This window comes from Hydrogenispora ethanolica (genome assembly GCF_004340685.1).
GTDB classification, from domain to species: domain Bacteria; phylum Bacillota; class UBA4882; order UBA8346; family UBA8346; genus Hydrogenispora; species Hydrogenispora ethanolica.
Genome location: NZ_SLUN01000048.1, coordinates 18687 through 37110 on the forward strand (window position 1 = coordinate 18687; position 18424 = coordinate 37110).

17 protein-coding genes are annotated in these 18424 nt (G+C 57.7%); 6 read left to right on the forward strand and 11 right to left on the reverse strand.

The features are described from left to right. Positions 1-1626: an NADP-dependent glyceraldehyde-3-phosphate dehydrogenase gene (locus EDC14_RS24110; RefSeq protein WP_132017266.1), complete on the reverse strand. Its 1626-nt coding sequence runs from the start codon at positions 1624-1626 to the stop codon at positions 1-3. A gap of 237 nt (positions 1627-1863) precedes the next feature. Here EDC14_RS24110 and EDC14_RS24115 point away from each other — a divergent pair, with 237 nt between their 5' ends. Beyond that, complete coding sequence (locus EDC14_RS24115) at positions 1864-2670, forward strand: DUF2935 domain-containing protein (protein ID WP_132017268.1); 807 nt, start codon at positions 1864-1866, stop codon at positions 2668-2670. Between the two features lie 31 nt (positions 2671-2701). Here the strand turns inward: EDC14_RS24115 and dapF are convergent, their stop codons facing one another. From dapF to EDC14_RS24155, 8 genes are all read right to left on the reverse strand, one after another. Continuing rightward, positions 2702-3553 (reverse strand): diaminopimelate epimerase, encoded by an 852-nt coding sequence (gene dapF, locus EDC14_RS24120; protein WP_424337434.1) that lies wholly within the window; start codon positions 3551-3553, stop codon positions 2702-2704. Beyond that, positions 3513-5009, reverse strand: a complete 1497-nt coding sequence (locus tag EDC14_RS24125; protein WP_132017270.1) for an aminotransferase-like domain-containing protein — start codon at positions 5007-5009, stop codon at positions 3513-3515. Before EDC14_RS24125 ends, dapF begins: the two co-directional genes overlap by 41 nt. Before the next feature lie 319 nt (positions 5010-5328). Continuing rightward, positions 5329-6024, reverse strand: coding sequence for a DNA/RNA nuclease SfsA (gene sfsA / locus EDC14_RS24130; protein WP_207930784.1), 696 nt, complete (start codon positions 6022-6024; stop codon positions 5329-5331). 212 nt (positions 6025-6236) lie between these two features. Further along, positions 6237-7514 (reverse strand): DUF190 domain-containing protein, encoded by a 1278-nt coding sequence (locus tag EDC14_RS24135; protein WP_132017274.1) that lies wholly within the window; start codon positions 7512-7514, stop codon positions 6237-6239. A 374-nt stretch (positions 7515-7888) separates the two neighbouring features. Beyond that, the gene (locus EDC14_RS24140) at positions 7889-9166 is read right to left on the reverse strand and encodes a DUF190 domain-containing protein (RefSeq protein ID WP_132017276.1); all 1278 of its coding nucleotides are present in this window, start codon (positions 9164-9166) and stop codon (positions 7889-7891) included. Positions 9167-9237: 71 nt separating this feature from the next. Further along, positions 9238-10476, reverse strand: coding sequence for a DUF438 domain-containing protein (locus EDC14_RS24145; protein ID WP_132017278.1), 1239 nt, complete (start codon positions 10474-10476; stop codon positions 9238-9240). A gap of 19 nt (positions 10477-10495) precedes the next feature. After that, positions 10496-10954 (reverse strand): hypothetical protein, encoded by a 459-nt coding sequence (locus EDC14_RS24150; protein WP_132017280.1) that lies wholly within the window; start codon positions 10952-10954, stop codon positions 10496-10498. Between the two features lie 327 nt (positions 10955-11281). Then, positions 11282-11563, reverse strand: a complete 282-nt coding sequence (locus EDC14_RS24155) for a DUF1294 domain-containing protein (protein WP_132017282.1) — start codon at positions 11561-11563, stop codon at positions 11282-11284. Positions 11564-11922: 359 nt separating this feature from the next. On the opposite strand from EDC14_RS24155, the gene udk reads away from it, so the two are divergent. Further along, on the forward strand, positions 11923-12552 hold the full coding sequence (gene udk, locus EDC14_RS24160) for a uridine kinase (RefSeq protein WP_132017284.1): 630 nt from the start codon (positions 11923-11925) through the stop codon (positions 12550-12552). A gap of 65 nt (positions 12553-12617) precedes the next feature. Then, the gene (locus EDC14_RS24165; RefSeq protein WP_165908284.1) at positions 12618-13040 is read left to right on the forward strand and encodes an Hsp20/alpha crystallin family protein; all 423 of its coding nucleotides are present in this window, start codon (positions 12618-12620) and stop codon (positions 13038-13040) included. 113 nt (positions 13041-13153) lie between these two features. On the opposite strand, the gene EDC14_RS24170 is transcribed toward EDC14_RS24165, so the two are convergent. Together EDC14_RS24170 and EDC14_RS27445 are read right to left on the reverse strand one after the other, a co-directional pair. Continuing rightward, entirely contained in the window at positions 13154-14410 is a 1257-nt protein-coding gene (locus EDC14_RS24170) for an MFS transporter (protein WP_424337435.1), read from the reverse strand. 22 nt (positions 14411-14432) lie between these two features. Next, positions 14433-15614: an acyltransferase family protein gene (locus EDC14_RS27445; protein WP_243663105.1), complete on the reverse strand. Its 1182-nt coding sequence runs from the start codon at positions 15612-15614 to the stop codon at positions 14433-14435. Positions 15615-16017: 403 nt separating this feature from the next. On the opposite strand from EDC14_RS27445, the gene EDC14_RS24180 reads away from it, so the two are divergent. From EDC14_RS24180 to EDC14_RS27095, 3 genes are all read left to right on the forward strand, one after another. Then, positions 16018-16857 carry a sugar phosphate isomerase/epimerase family protein gene (locus EDC14_RS24180; RefSeq protein ID WP_243663106.1) on the forward strand — a complete coding sequence of 280 codons (840 nt, stop codon included), beginning with the start codon at positions 16018-16020 and terminating at the stop codon, positions 16855-16857. Between the two features lie 145 nt (positions 16858-17002). Beyond that, positions 17003-17995 carry a pectinesterase family protein gene (locus EDC14_RS24185; RefSeq protein WP_132017292.1) on the forward strand — a complete coding sequence of 331 codons (993 nt, stop codon included), beginning with the start codon at positions 17003-17005 and terminating at the stop codon, positions 17993-17995. Between the two features lie 208 nt (positions 17996-18203). Then, positions 18204-18424 (forward strand): hypothetical protein (locus EDC14_RS27095; RefSeq protein WP_424337436.1); only part of this gene is annotated, 221 nt, incomplete at its 3' end.

Genomic DNA, 18424 nt, shown 5'->3' on the forward strand with positions numbered 1-18424 from the left:
CTAAAAAAGGTAATCGGTGGATAAAAAGTTCGATTTGTGCTCGCGCACGATCCGGTTGATCAATTCTTTGTTCATGTCATTGCCTTTCGCGGCGACTAGGGTGCGAATGGAAAAGACCCGCAGCGCGTCGGAGACCGAGAGCGTCCCCTCGGCCGAATCCTTGCGGCCGGTGAATGGGAATGAATCCGGCCCCCGCTGGCATTGGCTGTTGATATTGACCCGGCAGAGCTGGTTGACGAGCGGATCGATCATCCGGGCGATCGCTTCAGGGTCCCGGCCGAAGAGGCTCACTTGCTGCCCGTAGTTGGACTCCTCGATATAGCGGATGGGCTGGTCCAGATCGTCGAAGGGAATCACCGGGATCACCGGGCCGAACTGCTCTTCGTGATAGACGCGCATCGCCCCGTCCACCGGATAGAGCAGCGCCGGATAAAAAAGTGTCCGGTAGGTGGCGCCGCCTTCGGGATTGACCACCCGGGCGCCGTGCGCCACGGCATCGGCGACCAATCCTTGCAGATACTCGGTCTTCCCCGTTTCCGGCAGCGGCGTAACAGCCACGTTCTCATCCCAGGGCATTCCCAGCTTCAGACGGGCGATGGCCGCGCTGAACTTGGTCAGGAAGGCTTCGGCCACCTCCCGGTGGACAAAGATGATCTTCAAAGCCGTGCAGCGCTGGCCGTTATAAGAGAGCGCGCCCAGGCGGCACTCCTCCACCGCCAGATCCAGATCGGCATCGGGCATGATAATGGCCGGGTTTTTGGCGTCCAGGCCCAGGACCGAGCGCAAACGGTGCGGTTTGGGGTGCTGCTTCTTTACGGCGTCCGCAATTTTGCTGGTGCCGATGAACGCCAGCACATCGATTTTCCCCGAAGCCATCAACGGTTCGATAATATTGGCGCCCCGGCCGTAGACGAAATTGACGACCCCGGGCGGAAAAACGTCGCGGAAGATCTCCAGCAGCGGCTGGTAAAGCAAGGTTCCCAATTTGGGCGGCTTGCAAATGACCGTATTGCCCATGATCACCGCCGGAATCAAGGTGGTGAAGGTCTCATTCAGCGGGTAATTGAACGGGCCCATGCAGAGCACCACTCCCAGCGGCGCCCGGCGGATCTGACTGATGATCTCCTGCTCGACCACAAAACGGGAGGAGGTATTGTCCAAATCCTTCAGCGCAAAGGCGGTGCTCTTGATATAATCGATGGTCCGGTCGAACTCGGATGCGGCGTCGCGGTAGCTTTTGCCGATCTCCCACATCAGGAGCCGGACCACCTCGGCCCGTTTGGACTTCATCCGCAGCGCGAACTCCTCCACCCGGGCGATCCGTTCGGCCACCGGCGAGGTGGGCCAGAGCCCCCGGCCGTTGGCATAGGCCTTGACCGCCGCCTCCAGGACTTCTTTTACTTTCTCTGCGGAAAGCAGCGGATAACTCCCGAGAAACTGCTGCTTCAATCCTTCCGGGGTTTGCACATGAACCGGCGAGTAGACCTCCTGGACCGGCCCATCCCAGCGCCGCAGTTCGCCGTCGGCCAGGTATTCAGTCTGACACAGCGGCTCGGCCATCCGGAACTCCGCCGGAATCCCGGCCTCAGCCGGGAAAAGTTCTTTCATTTGTTCGAGAATTGGCATGGGGTACCTCCGTAATTTTCATCACCGCAGCGACATCTTTTTTTCACCGGAACGTTGGATGAATAAAGGGAACGGATTGCCCTTTCTTTAAGGAATTGGCAATTCCTTTTTATTTTATCATCTCCCGGGCCAAGCGCGAAGTCCAAAACTTCGGAAACTGCCAAATTTGCGCATAACGAAGCAACGTGTCCCATATATTTTGAACTGATCGTTATCCTATCCGAAGGGGGTGCCGGTATGAACCCTCCGCCCTCGATCGCTCTGTTTGAGCACCGTTTCTGGCTGCAGATCCTGGGGGACCACGCCCGTTTCATCTTCACTTCTCTCGCCATGACCGAACAGCACCAGCTTCAGCAGGCCAATTCCTTCATTGAAAATCTGGACCAGTTGCTCGGCGAGGCCCGCCAAGCCAAAAACGGAACTGAAGTCGCGGCACTGACGCAGCGCGCCTATCAACAGGCGCAAGCGCTCCGCGCTTTTAAGCTTGAAATCCTAAAGGCCCATTTGACGGTGGGGGTTCAGACCTCGCTGAGCCCGACTTTTTATAATCATATGGTCAATGAAGTGGAGGAATACTTGCGAATTTTGGGGTTCCTGATGGCCGGCGGGCAGCCGCCATTGCTTCCTCCGCTCCACTACCACCTGCTCTGGCTGAAAGACGCCGAGGGCCATGCGAGCGGCCTGAGGGTCCGGTTCGACGATACCGAACGGGAATTCATCGAGCGCAGCGACTCCTTCCGCATCCGGTTTAACGATTACTACAACCAATCCGTTGAATTTTCCGGCTATCAACGGACCGGTCTCGCCGATTTCCCGGCGCTGGCCCGCTTGAATTTCACCGTGGAAACGGTGATGCAGGATTTCCGGGAGTTTCTGGCGACCGTGGGAGGCGCGGTGCGGAGCAAAGAAGCGTTGAGCGTGCTTTCGCCGTTGATCCCGGACCACATGGATCGGGAGGAATGTTATTACCTGATCAAGCTGGCTCAAGTATCCCAGGTACGGCCGCCGGACTGCGATCCGGCCCGGCCCCGGGTGAACAATTGACTTTCAATTCGCCGGTCGAATCGGCCTTCACCTAGGCGATCGTACCGGACCAACGGCCCTGGAAGACCGTTTCCGCCGGGCCGGTCATATAGACGGTGTCGTCGGATTCCCATTCGATGAGCAGATCGCCGGCAGCCAAATGAACCACGACCTTCCGTCCAGTCTTGCGGTTCAGCGCCGTGGCCACCGCAGCGGCGCAGGAGCCGGTCCCGCACGCCAGCGTGCTTCCGGCCCCCCGTTCCCAGGTGCGGACGGAGATCTCGCGTTCGTTGTGCACTTCGACCCAGTTGACATTGGTCCCTTCGAGAAAAACGGGATGCCGCTCAATGGCCGGACCCAACCGGGCCGGATCAATGGCTCCGATATCCGGGACCAGAATCACGGTATGCGGTACTCCCATCCGGACGCTGGTGATGCGGTACTCCGCACCGCCGGCCGCCAAGACTTCCCCGATTACCCTTCCTTCCGGACCGTTCATCGGCAGCTGGCTGCGGAGCAGGCCGGGCTTTCCCATATTGACCCGGACCGATGTCACCCGGCCATCGCTGACCGTCAATTCCGGGATGATCGGTCCGGCCAGCGTCTCGACGACGAACCGCTCGGCGGCGATCAAGCGCTGCTCGTAGACATACTTGGCGAAGCAGCGGATCCCGTTGCCGCACATCTGCGCCTCGCTGCCGTCCGCATTGATGATTCGCATCCGAATGTCAGCCGGAGCGGCGGCGGGAAGCACCACTAGAATCCCGTCCCCGCCGACTCCGAAGTGCCGGTCGCAGAGGCGGCGCGCCAGCGCGGAATAATCGACGCCGGGATCCTCTTCGAAACCGTTGAGGACGATAAAATCATTGCCCAGGCCGTGCATTTTGGTGAATTCCAACATCATCGCTCACTCCTGTTCCATTCTTGATTCGCCGGATAGCCTCTCCGATAATGGCGAAGCCCTGCTCCATCTCCCAACGGTCCACCCGCGATACGCTCAACCGCAAGGAACCGGCTCCGGAGCCGTCGGTATAAAAGATGTCGCCCGGCGTGAATAAGACGCCATCCGCACAGCAGTCGGCCAATAATTGCCGGGCGTCGATCCCGTCCAGCTCGATCAGGAGATGGAGCCCGCCGTCCCCCCAGACGCGGCGGCAGGGAATATACTGCCGCGCCAGGGCCAGGGCTTGCTCATACTTCTCCCGGTACAGTTTTTTGGCGCGCTTCAGATACTGCTGGAAGCGGCCATTCTGCAGGTATTCGTACAACACCGCCTGATCGAGCAGCGAGGTATAGATATTGCGGTAGAACTTGATCCGCTCCAGATAGGCGATGAGCCGGGCGTCGCCGCCGATCCAGCCGATCCGGATTCCCGGGAACAGGATCTTTGAGAAACTGCCCAGGCAGACCACGCCGTTCCCGGACCCGGCCAAGGCGATCAGCGGGCTGACGTGGGCGCCGGAATGGCGCAGCTCTTCATTGAAACCCTCCTCGACCAGCGGCACCTGGTACTTGCCGAACAGTTCCAGCACTTTCAGCCGTTTCTCCGGCGCCATCACCAGGCCGGTCGGATTATGGTAAGAGGGCATGATAAAACCCAGCTTCACGCCGGGTTGCGCCAAGGCCCGCTCCAGTTCGTCCGGGTCAATGCCGTCTTCGCGCATGGGAACGCCGTTTACCTGCAGCCCCGAGAGTTTCATGATATCCAGAGCCAGATTGTGAGTGGGATTCTCGCAGATCACCCGATCTCCGGGATTGGTCAAGGCCGCCATCACCAGCGAGAAGCTCTCGGTGAAACCGCTGGTGATCAAAAGATCCTTGCCCTGAAAATCGACTCCTTTATCCTCCAGATAGTGCTTTAAATACTCAATCAGCGGGCGATAGCCCTGGGCATCACCGTAGTTGAGCAATTTTTCCCCTTCCAGAGCGATCCGGTTCAGAAAGGCCCGTTTGATCTCCTCAATCTCAAAAATGCTCTCATCCGGGGCCAGGCTGTTGAAGGGGATCATGCCCTGCCGCCACTGCCAGGCCGTGGCGGTCTGGTTCAGTTCCCAGGCCTTCCGGCCGTAATCATTAATCCGGCGCGGCCAGTCGAAGACCGGCTTCCGGCCCTCCCGGGCCCGCGCGGCGCTGACATATGCTCCCTGGCCGTGAATATTCTCGATCAACGAGTCGTCCTGCAGCTCCTGATAGGCCAGGATCACCGTGTTCCGGCTGACCTTCAGGATATGGCTCAATTCCCGGGTCGATGGCAGCCGGACCCCTTTGCGGAGCGCGCCGCTCTCGATCAGATCCCGGATATAATGGCTGATTTGCCGGTAAATCGGGCTATCGGAAGTTAGTTTCAGATCGCCGAACATCTTGTCATCACCCAATCCTCATTTTGACACAAAAAACGAAACGTTCCAAGCACCACCGGGAAAGATTTTCAACGGCCCCGTGGTTCAGGCGGTCCGGCCGGTTCGAGCGCAGGATTCGCCGCGCCCATCGTCATCCTGCGCAACGACCCGGCGGAAGCGCGATCCCGTCGGCAACCCCGGCGCGGCTGTGGCGACGGATTGGGCGGCGGTCGCCCAGGACCGGAGGGAGGCGGAGCAGTCTTGCGCAACGGTTGCGACATACTGCGCGGCCGTTGCGACGGAGCGATGACGGCTCGGGACGGCCCGACACCCGGCGCGTCTACAGCTCCACCGGCACCGGCTGGCGCAAGCGGATCTCCCGCTCGGTTACCCGGCAATCATAGGCCAACACTTGTACGCCGAGTTTCCGCACCTCCCGGAGCTTGGCGCGGAACTCCGGCTGGGTCCGGTCATTGGGGGTGAACCGCAGGGCGTCCTCCCGTTGAATCAAGAAGATCACGGCCGCCCGGAGCCCTTCACTGCAAAGCCGCGCCAATTCGTGCAGGTGTTTCAAGCCGCGTTCCGTCGGAGCGTCCGGGAACAGCGCCACCCCCGACTCCACCAGCGTCACCGATTTGACCTCGATTGCGGCGTGTTGCCCGCCATTGCTGAGAAAAAAATCCAAGCGGCTGTCCCCCATGGTGTGTTCCCGCCGTACCTCGGGGTAATCGCGAAACGCCTCGAGCGCGCCGTCGCCTAATGCCTCGCCGACCACGGCGTTGGGGATGACGGCGTCGATGCAAACCCATAGGCCGGCTTCATTGCGGAGTAATTGCAGCCGACCGGCGGTCTTGCGGCAAGGATCCCCGTCGCAAGGCTCGTACCGTAATTCCCGTCCCGGCACGATCAACTCGCGCAGCCGCCCCGAGTTGGCGAGGTGCAGCGGAAACATCCGACCGGCCTCGTCGCGGGCCTCCACCACAAACCGGTTCAGTCTCCGAACCACCAGGCCTTTTCGTAAATTGGCGAATTTCATGTTGTCTCCCCATCCGTCATTCGGGCGGCATTGGCCGCGCGACAGAATCCCGTCCCCGGCTTTCCCGCCCCTCCTGTCATTTCCTTTAGCGTAACCGAAGCGGTCCGAAATTGCCAGCATTATCTCGAAAAATTCTCCGCCCCGGCGGCAGCCGCGCCGCAAAGCAATCAACCACCGGGCGGTGGTTGATTGGCAAGCGTCTTCCGATTGGATTACGGTTTGGAAATGGTTCGCAATAAAGCGTCCCGGCTGATCATACCCTGAAATTGGCCGGCGTCGTTGACCACCGGCAGCCGCTTCAATCCTTGCTCGGCCATGAATTGCACCGCGGTGTCCACTGTATCCCGTTCCCGCACCCATAGGACCTGGCGGTTCATCAGATCCCCGGCGGTCCGGGCGTTCATCCGCTCGACAACCTCTTTGAGCTGTCGCCGCTTCGCCAGGGCTGACCGGGGGTGGATAAAGAACTCTTTCGCTGTTTCCACGGTTCCGTCTCGCACCGGCAGCAGATCGGTGTCGGAAATGATTCCCAGCAGATGATTGGCATGGTCCACCACGGCCACCCGTTGGATCTCCTTCCGGTCGAACAGGTCCACCACTTCGGAGAGGGGCGTCTCGGGATATACCGCCTCCCGGTCCCTCTGTCCGACCTGTTTAATCTGTTTGAGGTTTTGGACCGTGATGTGCTGGTGTTGCAAGGTCTTCCAACGTAATACCTGCTGGTCAATGACGCGCAGGATATCAATCCGGGCGATCACCCCCGCCAGCCGGCCTTGCTCATCCACCACCGGCAGCCTTTTCAAACGGTGCTTCAGCATCAGGTCGATCGCTTCGTGAAGCTGCTGGGATTCCCGGACCGTCACCGCCGGACTGGTCATGATCTCGGCGGCGGTATAGATCGGCAACTGATTCAGAAACTTCTCGATCTTCGCCGGCTCGAGCCGGGCCAGGAGTCCCAGCCGCAAAGGCAGATGCGGGTGGTCCGAGAGATTCTCCTGGGTGATCATGCCTAGGACCCGCCGTTCCTCATCCACGACCGGGATACTCTTGAGCGAGGCGGCCAGCATCCGCCGGACCACTTCATCCAGGGGCAAACCCGGCGGGACCGTGGCTACTTTGCCGGTCATGACCTCCCGGACCGTCACTTGATTGGGGATGAGCTGTTCATCCGCACGATAATGGTAGACTGCCAGCTTCTCGACGGCTACAATCCCGTCCTGTACCATAGCGGCGACATTTCGCAGCACCACCTTTAACCACCGGACAGGCAGGATGATCTCGATCTTGACGGGCAGATTGAAATTATACTTTAGGAGCGTCTGAATGGCGATCTCTCCGGTCTCGTAATAGCCTTCGTTTCCTTTGACGACGATGCAACGGAGCGGAATCTTCAATCCCCGCAGATACTCGACTACCGCCTGACCGAGCGGCTTCCCCTGCCAATGGGCGTTCTCATTGGTAAAAACCTTTATGATCCGGTATCGCTGCATAGTTCACCTCGCTCCGAATTTTTAGGGACGACCCGTGCATCCGTTGACGGATCGCTTGCTCGAGTCGCGGATCCATAAACCCCGTTGCAATAATGACGCGATCCGCAATTCGTCCTAATTATTCAATATGATTCATGGCTTGCAACTATTACGGAAATTCACCGCTTCCGCCCGGCGTCGAAAACAAAAAATCATGCCGCGAAGCCTACCGTGAGAATGAAATAAATTTCTTCAAAAAAAAATTTGCATTCCTCAAGCGAATGCAAATCGCAACAAAGCGGAGAATTTATCTCATCCTACTCCAGCGGTAATCAGTTGAATGAAATCCCTTCAGTCCTCCATCATGGCCAGTTCGGACCCTTATCATTCCTCATTCAGTTGGTGATGGCCCGCAACAGCGCTTCCCGGCTGATCAGTCCTTGAAAACGTCCGGCGGAATCGACCACCGGCAACCGTTTGAGGTTTTTCTCGGTCATCAGCCGGATCGCTTCCTCCACGGAACGGTTTTCCTCCACCGTGACCAGATGGCGGGTCATCACTTCGGAGGCGGTTTTCGCATCCATCTTTTCGAGATAGCCTTGGAATTGGGCGCCTTTGAAACGATTGTGGTGGATGAAAAAGTCTTCGAATTCTTGATCGCCCAGACTCTTGAGGACCGGCAGCAGATCGTAATCGGAGATCAGTCCCACCAGCCGGTCGTCCGCGTCGACCACCGCCACGCGTTGGATGTGTTTGCTATAGATCAGCTCGGCCACCTCGTATACAGGCGTCTCGGGCCGCACGGTCTCAAACTCCCGGTTGCGGATGGCTTTCACTTTGATGCCTGTATAGCCTTGGAACAGATGAAAGGCGGGATCCACGCCGGAGCGGGCTGTCTGTTGATTGATCGCCCGCAGGATATCAATGCGCGAGACCATTCCCACCAGAATGTTGGCCGAATTGACCACGGGCAAACGTTTCAGCCTGTGTTTCAGCATTAGCTTAATGGCATCCAGAATATGCTGCTCCTGATTCACCGTCACCACCGGCGTGGACATCACCTCGGCGGCGCTGAATAACGGGAGATGATTCAAGTACTCCTCGATCTTGGCCGGTTCCAGACGGGCCAGGAGGCCCAAGCGCAACGGCAGGTGAGGCGGGCCCGAGAGGTTTTCCTGGGTAATGATTCCGAGGACCCGGCGTTCGGCATCCACGACCGGAACGCTCTTGTGCGCGGTCGCCAACATCTTGCGGATCACTTCATCGACCGGCGTTCCCGGCTCGACCGTATCCACTTGGGTGGTCATCAGTTCGGCGATCTTGAGGTGCTGCGGGATCAGCCGTTCGGTGGAACGGTGCGCATGGAGCTTGATCTTTTCCACGATCACCATGCCGTCCCCGACCATCTCGGTAACGCCGGCGACGACTGATTTCACGACTTCCGCGGGTACGATAATCTCGATCTTCAAGGGCAGATTAAATGAGAACTGCCGCACCGGCTGGTCGGCGACGTCGCCGCTCTCGAAATATCCGGCCATTCCCTTGGAGACAAAACACCGCCCCGCAATGTTTCGGTCCTTCAAGAAATCAATCACCGCTTGCCAGACGGGTTTATCCTGCCAAATCACATCTTCGCTGGTGTAAACCTTAATTAACCGGTATTTGGCTAACATCGATTTCACCCCGCAATCCGTATGATTCTTCTAATTTGATTATACATCATCCGAATCGGCTTGTAAAAAGGTTATGTCTCCACTCCCGACAGTAACCGCTTCTCGCCGGAGATGGATTGCAGCGGCTCGATATTCTGGGTCACTTCCAATACCCCTATAAACTCGCCGTTCTCGTCCCGCACCGCAAAATAGCGGATATACACCAAGCTATCGCCCATCCGGATCCAGAAATCTTCATGCTCTTTCTCGCCGCTCCTCAGATCGGCCACCAGCTTTTCGACCACCTGGACGCTGGCGGGAGGATGACAGTTTTGCACCGTTCGGCCGATCACCGCCCGGGTTCGCGGAAAAATCCGCTCCTCCGCCTGATTAAAATATTTCACGACGCCATCGCGGTCAACGAACGTAATATCCACCGGCAGCCGGTTGAAGATCGCCTTCACCTCGGCCGGACTGAGGATGCCGGTCCCCAGATTCAGATAACCGCCTCGGACCGGTTGTTCCCCGGCGCCGGCCTCTTTGGCCTCCAGATTGATCCGGACCGGGTGCCACTCTCCCTGGGGTTCGACCAGGCTGTAGCCGATGGCGTCGCTTTCCGCCGCGATCGTCCGCCATTCATCCTCGGTCAAGGTATCGAGCGCCATGGGGAACAGGATTTGCTCCTCTTTGAAGATCATCTCCGCCACCTTGGTGAGGGTCTCTTCGGCCTGTTGAACCACATGCTCCCGGTCGGGCTGTTCGGAACGGAGCAGTTCCCGGGTCCGTTTAATCATCCCCCGGATCTCATCGTCCACGCCCCACATAACCTTGGGCGGAGCGGTTATTCCATACTTTTCAAGGAACGGAAATAGCAGGTTTTCCTTGCGGCTATAATGCTTCTCGATATCCAGCAGCAGGTTGAAATCGCTCAGCAGCCGCATTCCTGCCTCCCGGCCGTCCTCCTTCCGGTACTCCTCTAGATGGGGCCGGATGTTTTCAGCGACCAGCCGCTCCAACGCCCGGTTCTCCAGCGTGAAAGTGTGCAGCGGATGCCCGGGAATCTTATCGGGTTGCGCCGGCGCATGAATCTCCGCGATGGAACCCTTGAAAACCGCGGCGTGAACGTCGCAGAGCCGCTGGATCTCCTCCACCGGCATTCCTTCCGCCATCAAGGCCTGCTCCATCTCGGAGATCTCCGTCGCCGATACGCCCTGAATCAGTTCGGCGAACTTCTCCTTCACCTCGGCGGCGCTCTTTCCCCGGTGCAACTCCTTGATGATTTCCTTCAGCGCTTGTTGCCGGTATTCGCGATTATTAATTACCTCACTCATCGTTTCGCTCCCTCGCTTCCTATTTCAGCCAGCCGCGCTTGAGGCTGAATAGCCAGTAGACGGCGACGGCACCCCAAATCTGATGATTAATGAAGGAATGGTAAACCTCCAACGAATTCCCGAACCAATGGCCGCTGGCGATCAGGCAGACGAAGACCCATGTCCCCAAGCTGTAAGCGATTCCCTTCATCCAAAAGTAGCCGGGCCCGAGCAGGCGCATAAAGTACACCAAACCGACTCCAAAGGCGCCGGACATTACGAGGTCCAAGAAAGCGCCGATAATCCATTGGTGCAGGTTGATCGGCCATTCCGGAGAAAAGAAGACCTTGATCAGCATCCGCCAACAGTGATATCCGGAAAAACGCCAATGGAACAGGAGAAAGTCAATTGCGGTTTTGGGCAGGTCCGCGCCCAATCCTATCATGGTCCCGACGATGAACGGTTCATCCACGACGAAGGTCCTTTCGCCATTTATCAAGTGACATTTCCATTGACGACGCCCGAAGATCTGCGCGATTCCTTCCATCCGAATTCTATGAGATGAAAAAAGCGAAAAGCCGGCTCCGAACGGCCAAATGATTGAACTTTTTCATGGTATCCATCGCGAACCACAGGTCACGATTCATCCACGTCTTCAAAGGATTGGGACATCGACTCATCATAACGTAGCTTTCCTTGACGGTGGGCGAATTATTCCGTCCCGGCCGGAGATCCGGGCGGAATCGTATAAAAGAAAAGGACCGAGCCATTGACTCCGTCCTTTTGTATCCTCATATCCTAATCCGATGGTTCGCCGGACCCGCGCTCATCCCCTGCGGAACCACCAAATCACCAGCAGCGCCTGGGCCAGAAGGATGGCCGGCAAGCCCCACATAAAACTAGGGTGCCTGGTCTTATGCCGAAATAACAGGCAACCGCCGTAGACGCCGATGGCACCGCCCACGGCAGCCAGCAGAAAAAAAGTCCTTTCGGGGATCCGCCACCGGCCGCGGCGGGCTTTGGATTTGTCGAGCGCCGTGAGGAAAAAACCGGCCAAGTTGAGCAACGCCAGCATTGCCAGTCCAGTTTCGCCGGAAATCGCTGCCATGAAACAACCCCCTCATTGAATCATCCGTCCCGAAGCCGCCAGCCGGCGGCCGCCGGTTTCTTGAGCAAATTAAATCAAGTATTCATTCGAACCGGAGGAGGCGATCTCCTGCCGATTCTAAAAACAAAAAGACGGCCGGAAGCCGCGGAACCGCACTTATCGCTGCTTTTTGGGAATTTTCCACCCAAAAAGCAGGTAAAAAAGGAAGAAATCGCGAAACAAAGATTCCGGAAGCCGGCGTTGTTTCGTTAGGGAATCGCTGCTGCTCCGGCGGAAAACGTCGCTGTGCTTCCATCACTCATTGGGATTTGGGAATTTTGCCGCGGCAGCAATCATCAAAAAACAAGAGGTATTTATCCATGCTGATCATCGGAATCGCCGGCGGAACCGGTTCCGGCAAATCCACCGTCGCCAAGGCTCTCGAAACAGAACTCGGCGCCGCCAATGTCGTCCTAATCTCGCAGGACTCGTATTACGTCGATAAATCGTATCTGCCTTTTGCGGAACGGGCGCGCCAGAACTATGATCATCCGGACTCGTTTGAGGATCAGTTATTACTGAACCATCTCAACCTGCTCCGGAAAGGCCAGCCGGTGGCGGTGCCGGTGTACGACTATACGCAGCATGTCCGGTCCAAACAGACGGTTGCCGTCAGTCCCAAACCGGTGGTGGTGGTCGAAGGCATTTTGATCCTGACCGATCCGGAACTGCGAAAGGCCTTCGACATCAAGGCCTATGTCGATACCGACGCCGACACCCGGGTGCTGCGGCGGATCGTGCGGGACATTCAGGAACGGGGAAGAAGCCTGGAATCCGTCTGTGAGCAATATCTGAATACGGTCAAGCCGATGCATGAAGCGTTCGTGGAACCGTCGAAACGGTATGCCGACATTATTATCCCGGAGGGCGGACATAATACGGTCGCCCTCAGCCTGTTGGTCTCGCGGATCGAGCGCTATCTGCACAGCATCAACGGGAATTGCGGTTAAAATAGTCCAAAAGCCCGGTTATGATCCATTGGTCACCGACTATTATAGATATAGGGGGTGATTTGATGGTTTTTCAGTTCCCCGGGCCTCGAACTCAACAACCTCCGCTCATCCAGGCTTTCCGGATGGTACTGTCCGAGCTGCGTCAAGCATTGTTGAATCCGGGCCGGCTCAGTTTCGTTCCGGACATTCAATTGGAAGACCAAGGCGACCAGTATGTATTAACAGCCGATCTGCCCGGATGGAATGAAGACGAAATCGAAGTGAAAGTGCACGGCAACCGGCTGTCCATCAAAGGGGTCCATCAAGAGCGGACTACGCTGCAGCAAAGAGTTTATTGGCAACAAGTCCGGCAGTATCGTTCCTTTGAACGCCATTTTATCTTAAGCGGAGAGGTTCAACCGGAGGCGGTTACCAGTAGTTTGGAGAGTGGAACATACCGGCTGGCGATTCCCAAAGCAAAGCTCAACCGTTATGAGCGGGAGTAAGCGCTTTGGAGTTCCGAATCCTTCGTAAAACCGGAGAGGCGGCATAAAACCGCCTCTCTGCTTTATCATTCCCGGATTTCCCGGCATCCGTCCCCTGCACTTCCTCAACCGATTTATCCCCAAGCCGCCGGACCGCGCCGCGAAACTCTTTGCCGGTAGCCGAGGTAGACGAGGAGGCAGGATAGAACGCCCACCGCGCCACAGAACAGCATTCCCATGCTGATGCCCGCGTTTTCGGCGACTTTTCCCGCCAACAGGCTGCCAATGGGGGTGACTCCCCCGAATACCAGAGAGTACAGGCCCATGACCCGGCCGCGCATGGAATCGTCGGAATTCAATTGCAGCAGCGTATTGGCTGAAGCGGTGAAACTGATCATGCAGTAACCGATGAGCAGCAGAATGAGCGCGGCCAGCCAATACCGGTTCACGAAGCCGAGCAGGATGAGTAATACGGACATTCCGGCGGCGCCGCCCCCCAATACGCGCGGATTAGGTCCGGACCTGCTCCGGGTGGCCAGCGTCAACGCGCCGCCCAGGGAACCGACTCCCATGGCCGTCATCAATAGTCCGTAGCCTAAGGCGGCCTGCTTCAAGTTTTCTTTGGCGAACAGCGGGACGAAAATATTGAAATTGATCACAAAGAGGCTGATCAGCGCCAACAGCAATAACGTCCAATAAAGCTTCGGCTCGGTCAAAATATAACGTAACCCGGCCCGGGTATCCTCCAGGATATCGCGGAACGATTGGCGCCGGGCGCTGGCGACGGACGGCCGGACATCGATTAACCAGATGCCAAAGAGCACCGCCACAAAACTCAGGGCATTCAGATAAAAGCAAGCGGCGATCCCGACCAAACCGATCAGGAAGCCCGCGACCGCCGGGCCGACGATCCGGGCCAGGTTGAAGATGGTCGAGTTCAAGGCGATGGCATTCATCAGATCTTCTTTCCCCACCAGCTCCACGAAGAAGGATTGGCGCGTCGGCATATCGATGGTGTTAACCGCTCCCAAGAACCCGGCCAGGATCAACACGTGCCAATATTGGATCACCTTCAGGTAGGTCAGGGTCGCCAGAACGGCCGCCAGGATCATCAGGCTGAATTGAGTGGCCATCAACACCTTGCGTTTGGGCAGCCGGTCGGCGATGGCTCCCGCGAATAACGCAAAAAACATCATCGGCGCGAACTGGATCGCCGAAACGACGCCCAGTTTAAACGGGGAATGGGTCAACTGCAGCACCAGCCAGTCCTGGCCGATATTCTGCATCCAGGTGCCGATCAATGAGATACACTGACCGGTCCAGAAAAGACGGAAATTACGATGGGACAGCGCCGGGAAGGCCCGCTGGAGCCGATATTGAATCGTGTGCACACTCACCGTTTCTGGGAACCTCCTATAGTCGAATGAAAATCTTCCGTTGATACATCGCCCACAGCAGCAGCCATTGCAGGACGAAACTGACAAGCGCCTCGGCCAGCAGCCGCCAGTCGCCCAGGGACGCGAAGGCTTTTCCGCCCACCAGCCAACGCGCGCAGGCATCAAAGGGCAGGAACGAGGAACCGACGTAAATAAAGATGGAGTTCAAGCCGACGACGATAAAGGGAAAAGCCCAATTTCGCCAGTTCCGGATGTCGATGAGCCAGTAAAACAGGGCCATCAGCACCGCGCTCAGCCCGGCGGCCAACAAGATGTAGGAACTGGTCCAGATCTTTTTGATGACCGGGAAATCCAACCCCCACAATAGTCCCAAGGCGGCGAGGAGTAACCCGGCCGCCGCCAGATACTCGGCCTTGGCCCGAGCGTCGATGAGTTTGCCGCGCAGTCTCCCTTCAAAGCGTAGCCAGTGCCCGCTCAACGCGCCCAATAGACAAGCGGCGATGGCAGGAAAAGTACTAAGCAGCCCCTCCGGATCCCAGGTGCCGTAATAAAGCCGACCGGGCAGAAAGCGGCTGTCCAGATAGTTGGCTAAATTTCCTTCTTCGGTCCAAACTCCCGGCCCCGCCCCGGGGACCGGCACGAACCGCAGCAGCAGCCAATAACCGATGAGCAATCCGCAAACTGTAAGGAATTGTTGGCGCGGTTTGGTGAACAGGACCAGGAATGAAGCGGCGCCGTAGCAAAGCGCGATTCGCTGCAGCACGCCCATCCAGCGGATATTGTCGAAAACGCCCCGCAAAAAATAGCCGGAGTTGCTCATAAAGAGGCCGATCAAAAAAAGCAGTCCCGTCCGGATGATGGCATGCCGCAGCAGGTCGCCGGTGCGTTCGCCGCGCCGGCGACGGTTTTCCACCGAAAAGGTCAGCGAGATGCCGACCAGGTAGATGAAGAGCGGGAAGATCAGATCATTGAAAGTAAACCCGATCCATTGGCTGTGGCTGAGCTGCTCCACGGCCAGCGCCGTTTTCGAGAGCCGCAGCGCGCCCAGGGCGTGGGCGATGCGCTCCGCTCCGATGATCCAGAACATATTGAAACCGCGCAAGGCGTCTAGGGAATGCAGCCGGGGTCCGGCTCCCGGTTTCGGCGCGGCAGCCGGTTCGGCGCCGGAGATCCGATCCCAAACTTTGGTCAACTTCATCACCATGCTCCGAAAAGTCCAATCGGTCAAGCGGCGCGAAAGGCCGCGCGCGTGGCGCGCCATTCCCCTTTTCCTTTGCTCATCCGGTGATTCAATACACTGAGATATAACGCAGGAACGTGGTTCAAGGTTCACCCTCGCGGCTCGAGAACCGTGGCTACCCCGTATTATTTACGAAAATTTAACCGGCCACGCCGCAAAACTCCAGAAATCACTCCTCACCCGGCCCAACGGCCGGGAGCAATGAGGGCTTTCCCTGGGGTTCAGGGTGAACGCCTTTCCGCATCCCGGAGCGCCCGCCCCGGCAGGTTTCTGCGGCAAAATGTTGCACAAGGCCGCTCTTCCATCTATAATCAATGGTAAGCGGTCCTTCATTTTCCATATTCAGCGATCGGATGTGATGATGTTGATCTTAGGTGTCAGGGCTCATGATTTTGGCACGACCTCCATCCCCGAATTGGCCGGCCGGATCGGCGCCAAGGGGATCCCCAGCATTCAACTGGCGCTCGCCAAGGCGATCGCCGGCATAAAGCCGGAGCCGGGCCATCTCAGTCCGGGTTTGGCCCATTATTGCCGGCAGTGTTTCGCGGCGCACAACATTCAAATCGCGGTGCTCGGCTGTTACATCAACCCGATCCATCCCGACCCCGTAGAACGCCGGCGTTCCCTGGAGCGTTTCAAGGAACACCTCCGCTACGCCCGGGCTTTCGGCTGCAGCATCGTGGGGACGGAGACCGGCTCGCTCCATGCCGACTGCTCGTACCACCCGGACAATGAGAGCGAGGCCGCTTTCCGGACCCTGGTGGAGAGCGTCGCCCAACTGGTGGCGGAGGCGGAACGGTTCGGGACTTTCGTCGGGATCGAGGGAGTCACCACCCATACCATTACCACGCCCGCCAAAATGAAACAGCTGTTGACGGCCATTCCCTCGGGCAACCTGCAGGTGATCTTCGACCCGGTCAATCTGCTTTCGCCAGCCAACTATCAGGAGCAGGACCGGATCATCGGCGAATCCTTCGATTTATTCGGAGACAAGATCGTCGCCATTCATTCCAAGGATTTTGTGGTGGAGGACGGCCGGCTCAAGCTGGTTCCCGTCGGCCAGGGAATGCTCCATCACGAACTGCTGCTGAAGACCGTCAAAAACGCCAAACCGTACATCAACTTCCTGCTGGAAGGCGCGAACCCGGCGACGGTCGACACCAGCCTGGCGTTCCTGGAACGCCTCTATCAGCAAGTCTAAAAGCGTTGTGATAACCCCCGTCCGAAGGTCGGGGGGAACACAAAAGCTCAGAGAAGCAAGGGATAAAGTCGTTTCAAATCCTTTGACAAACGGACATTTGAAAGAGACTTATCACATGGCTTCTAAAATGCGGAGGAATCGCCTCATGATCATCGTCGCGCCAGACGGCAGCGGGGATTTCCGGAGCGTCGCCGCAGCGTTCGCCGCCCTCCCCGCCGCCACGGAACGGGTCGTCATTTACATCAAGAACGGCGTGTACCGGGAGAAGCTCAAGCTCGACCGGGCGTCGGTCAGCCTGATCGGCGAGAGCGCCGCCCATACCATCCTGACCTATGACGACTCCGCCAAAAAGCCGCTACCAAGCGGGGAACCGATGAATACCTTCAATTCCTATACCTTCTATATCGGCGGCCCCGACTTCACAGCGGAAAACCTGACGTTCGAGAATTCCGCCGGGGACGGCGACCGCGTCGGACAGGCGATCGCCGTTTACGCCGATGCCGACCGGGTGGCCTTCCGGAACTGCCGTTTCCTGGGCTGTCAGGATACGCTGTTCACCGGCCCGCTGCCCAAGCATCCCACCCCCAAGGGGCTTAACCTGGTCCATCCGGCGCTCGGCAGCGGCGCCGAAGAATACCGGGGAACGGTCCGCCAGTACTATCAGGATTGCTGGATCCAGGGGGATATCGATTTCATCTTCGGCTCAGCCACCGCGCTCTTCCAAGGCTGCCAAATCTTCGTCAATGACCGGGGCCAGGCGGTCAATGGCTATATCACGGCCGGCTCCACTGCGCCGTGGCAGGCCTTCGGCTATGTCTTCCGCGACTGCCGGATCGGCGGCGCCGCCGGGGCCCACAGCGTTTATCTGGGCCGGCCCTGGCGCGACTATGCCAAGACCGCCTTCATCGACTGCTGGATGGATAAGCTGATCGCGCCGGCGGGTTGGCACAATTGGGACCTGCCCCACCGCGAGGCCACCGTCGGTTACGCTGAATACCACAGCCAAGGGCCGGGGGCAAGCGACGCCGCCCGGGTGCCCTGGGCACGCCGGCTAACTCCGGAAGAGGCGGAACGTTATACGTTGGAAAACATTCTGTCGGGCTGGGATCCCACCTGCTTTTTCGGCCGGACCGATTAACCCCCCCTTCCAGGCCGGTTGACTCCAATCCGGGCCTGCGGCATATCCATGAGAAACCCATTGGGGCGTTCGAGAAACTACTTCCGGCATCGAAAAGGAAAGGGGCTGTTGCAAAATGAACAAACAAGTTCATTTCCAACAGCCCCTTTTTTTGCTTACAAAGAAATTGCGGGCTCCACAGAGCCCGCAAAAACTGTATAATTGAATTGTGACAAACAAATTATACAACAAAAATTATAACGGTTTCGATGGATATTATCAACTAATTCTTCCCTTAATCGGCGTTGAAAGTGAATACGTAACCGGAGTTGGTATCTTCCAAGATAGAAATGACACCGCCACGTTGATTCCGTTTTTGAATGAGATGGAATCCCGTTTAAACGTCCGCTACAAGAAGATCGTCGCCGACTCTGGTTATGAAAGCGAAGA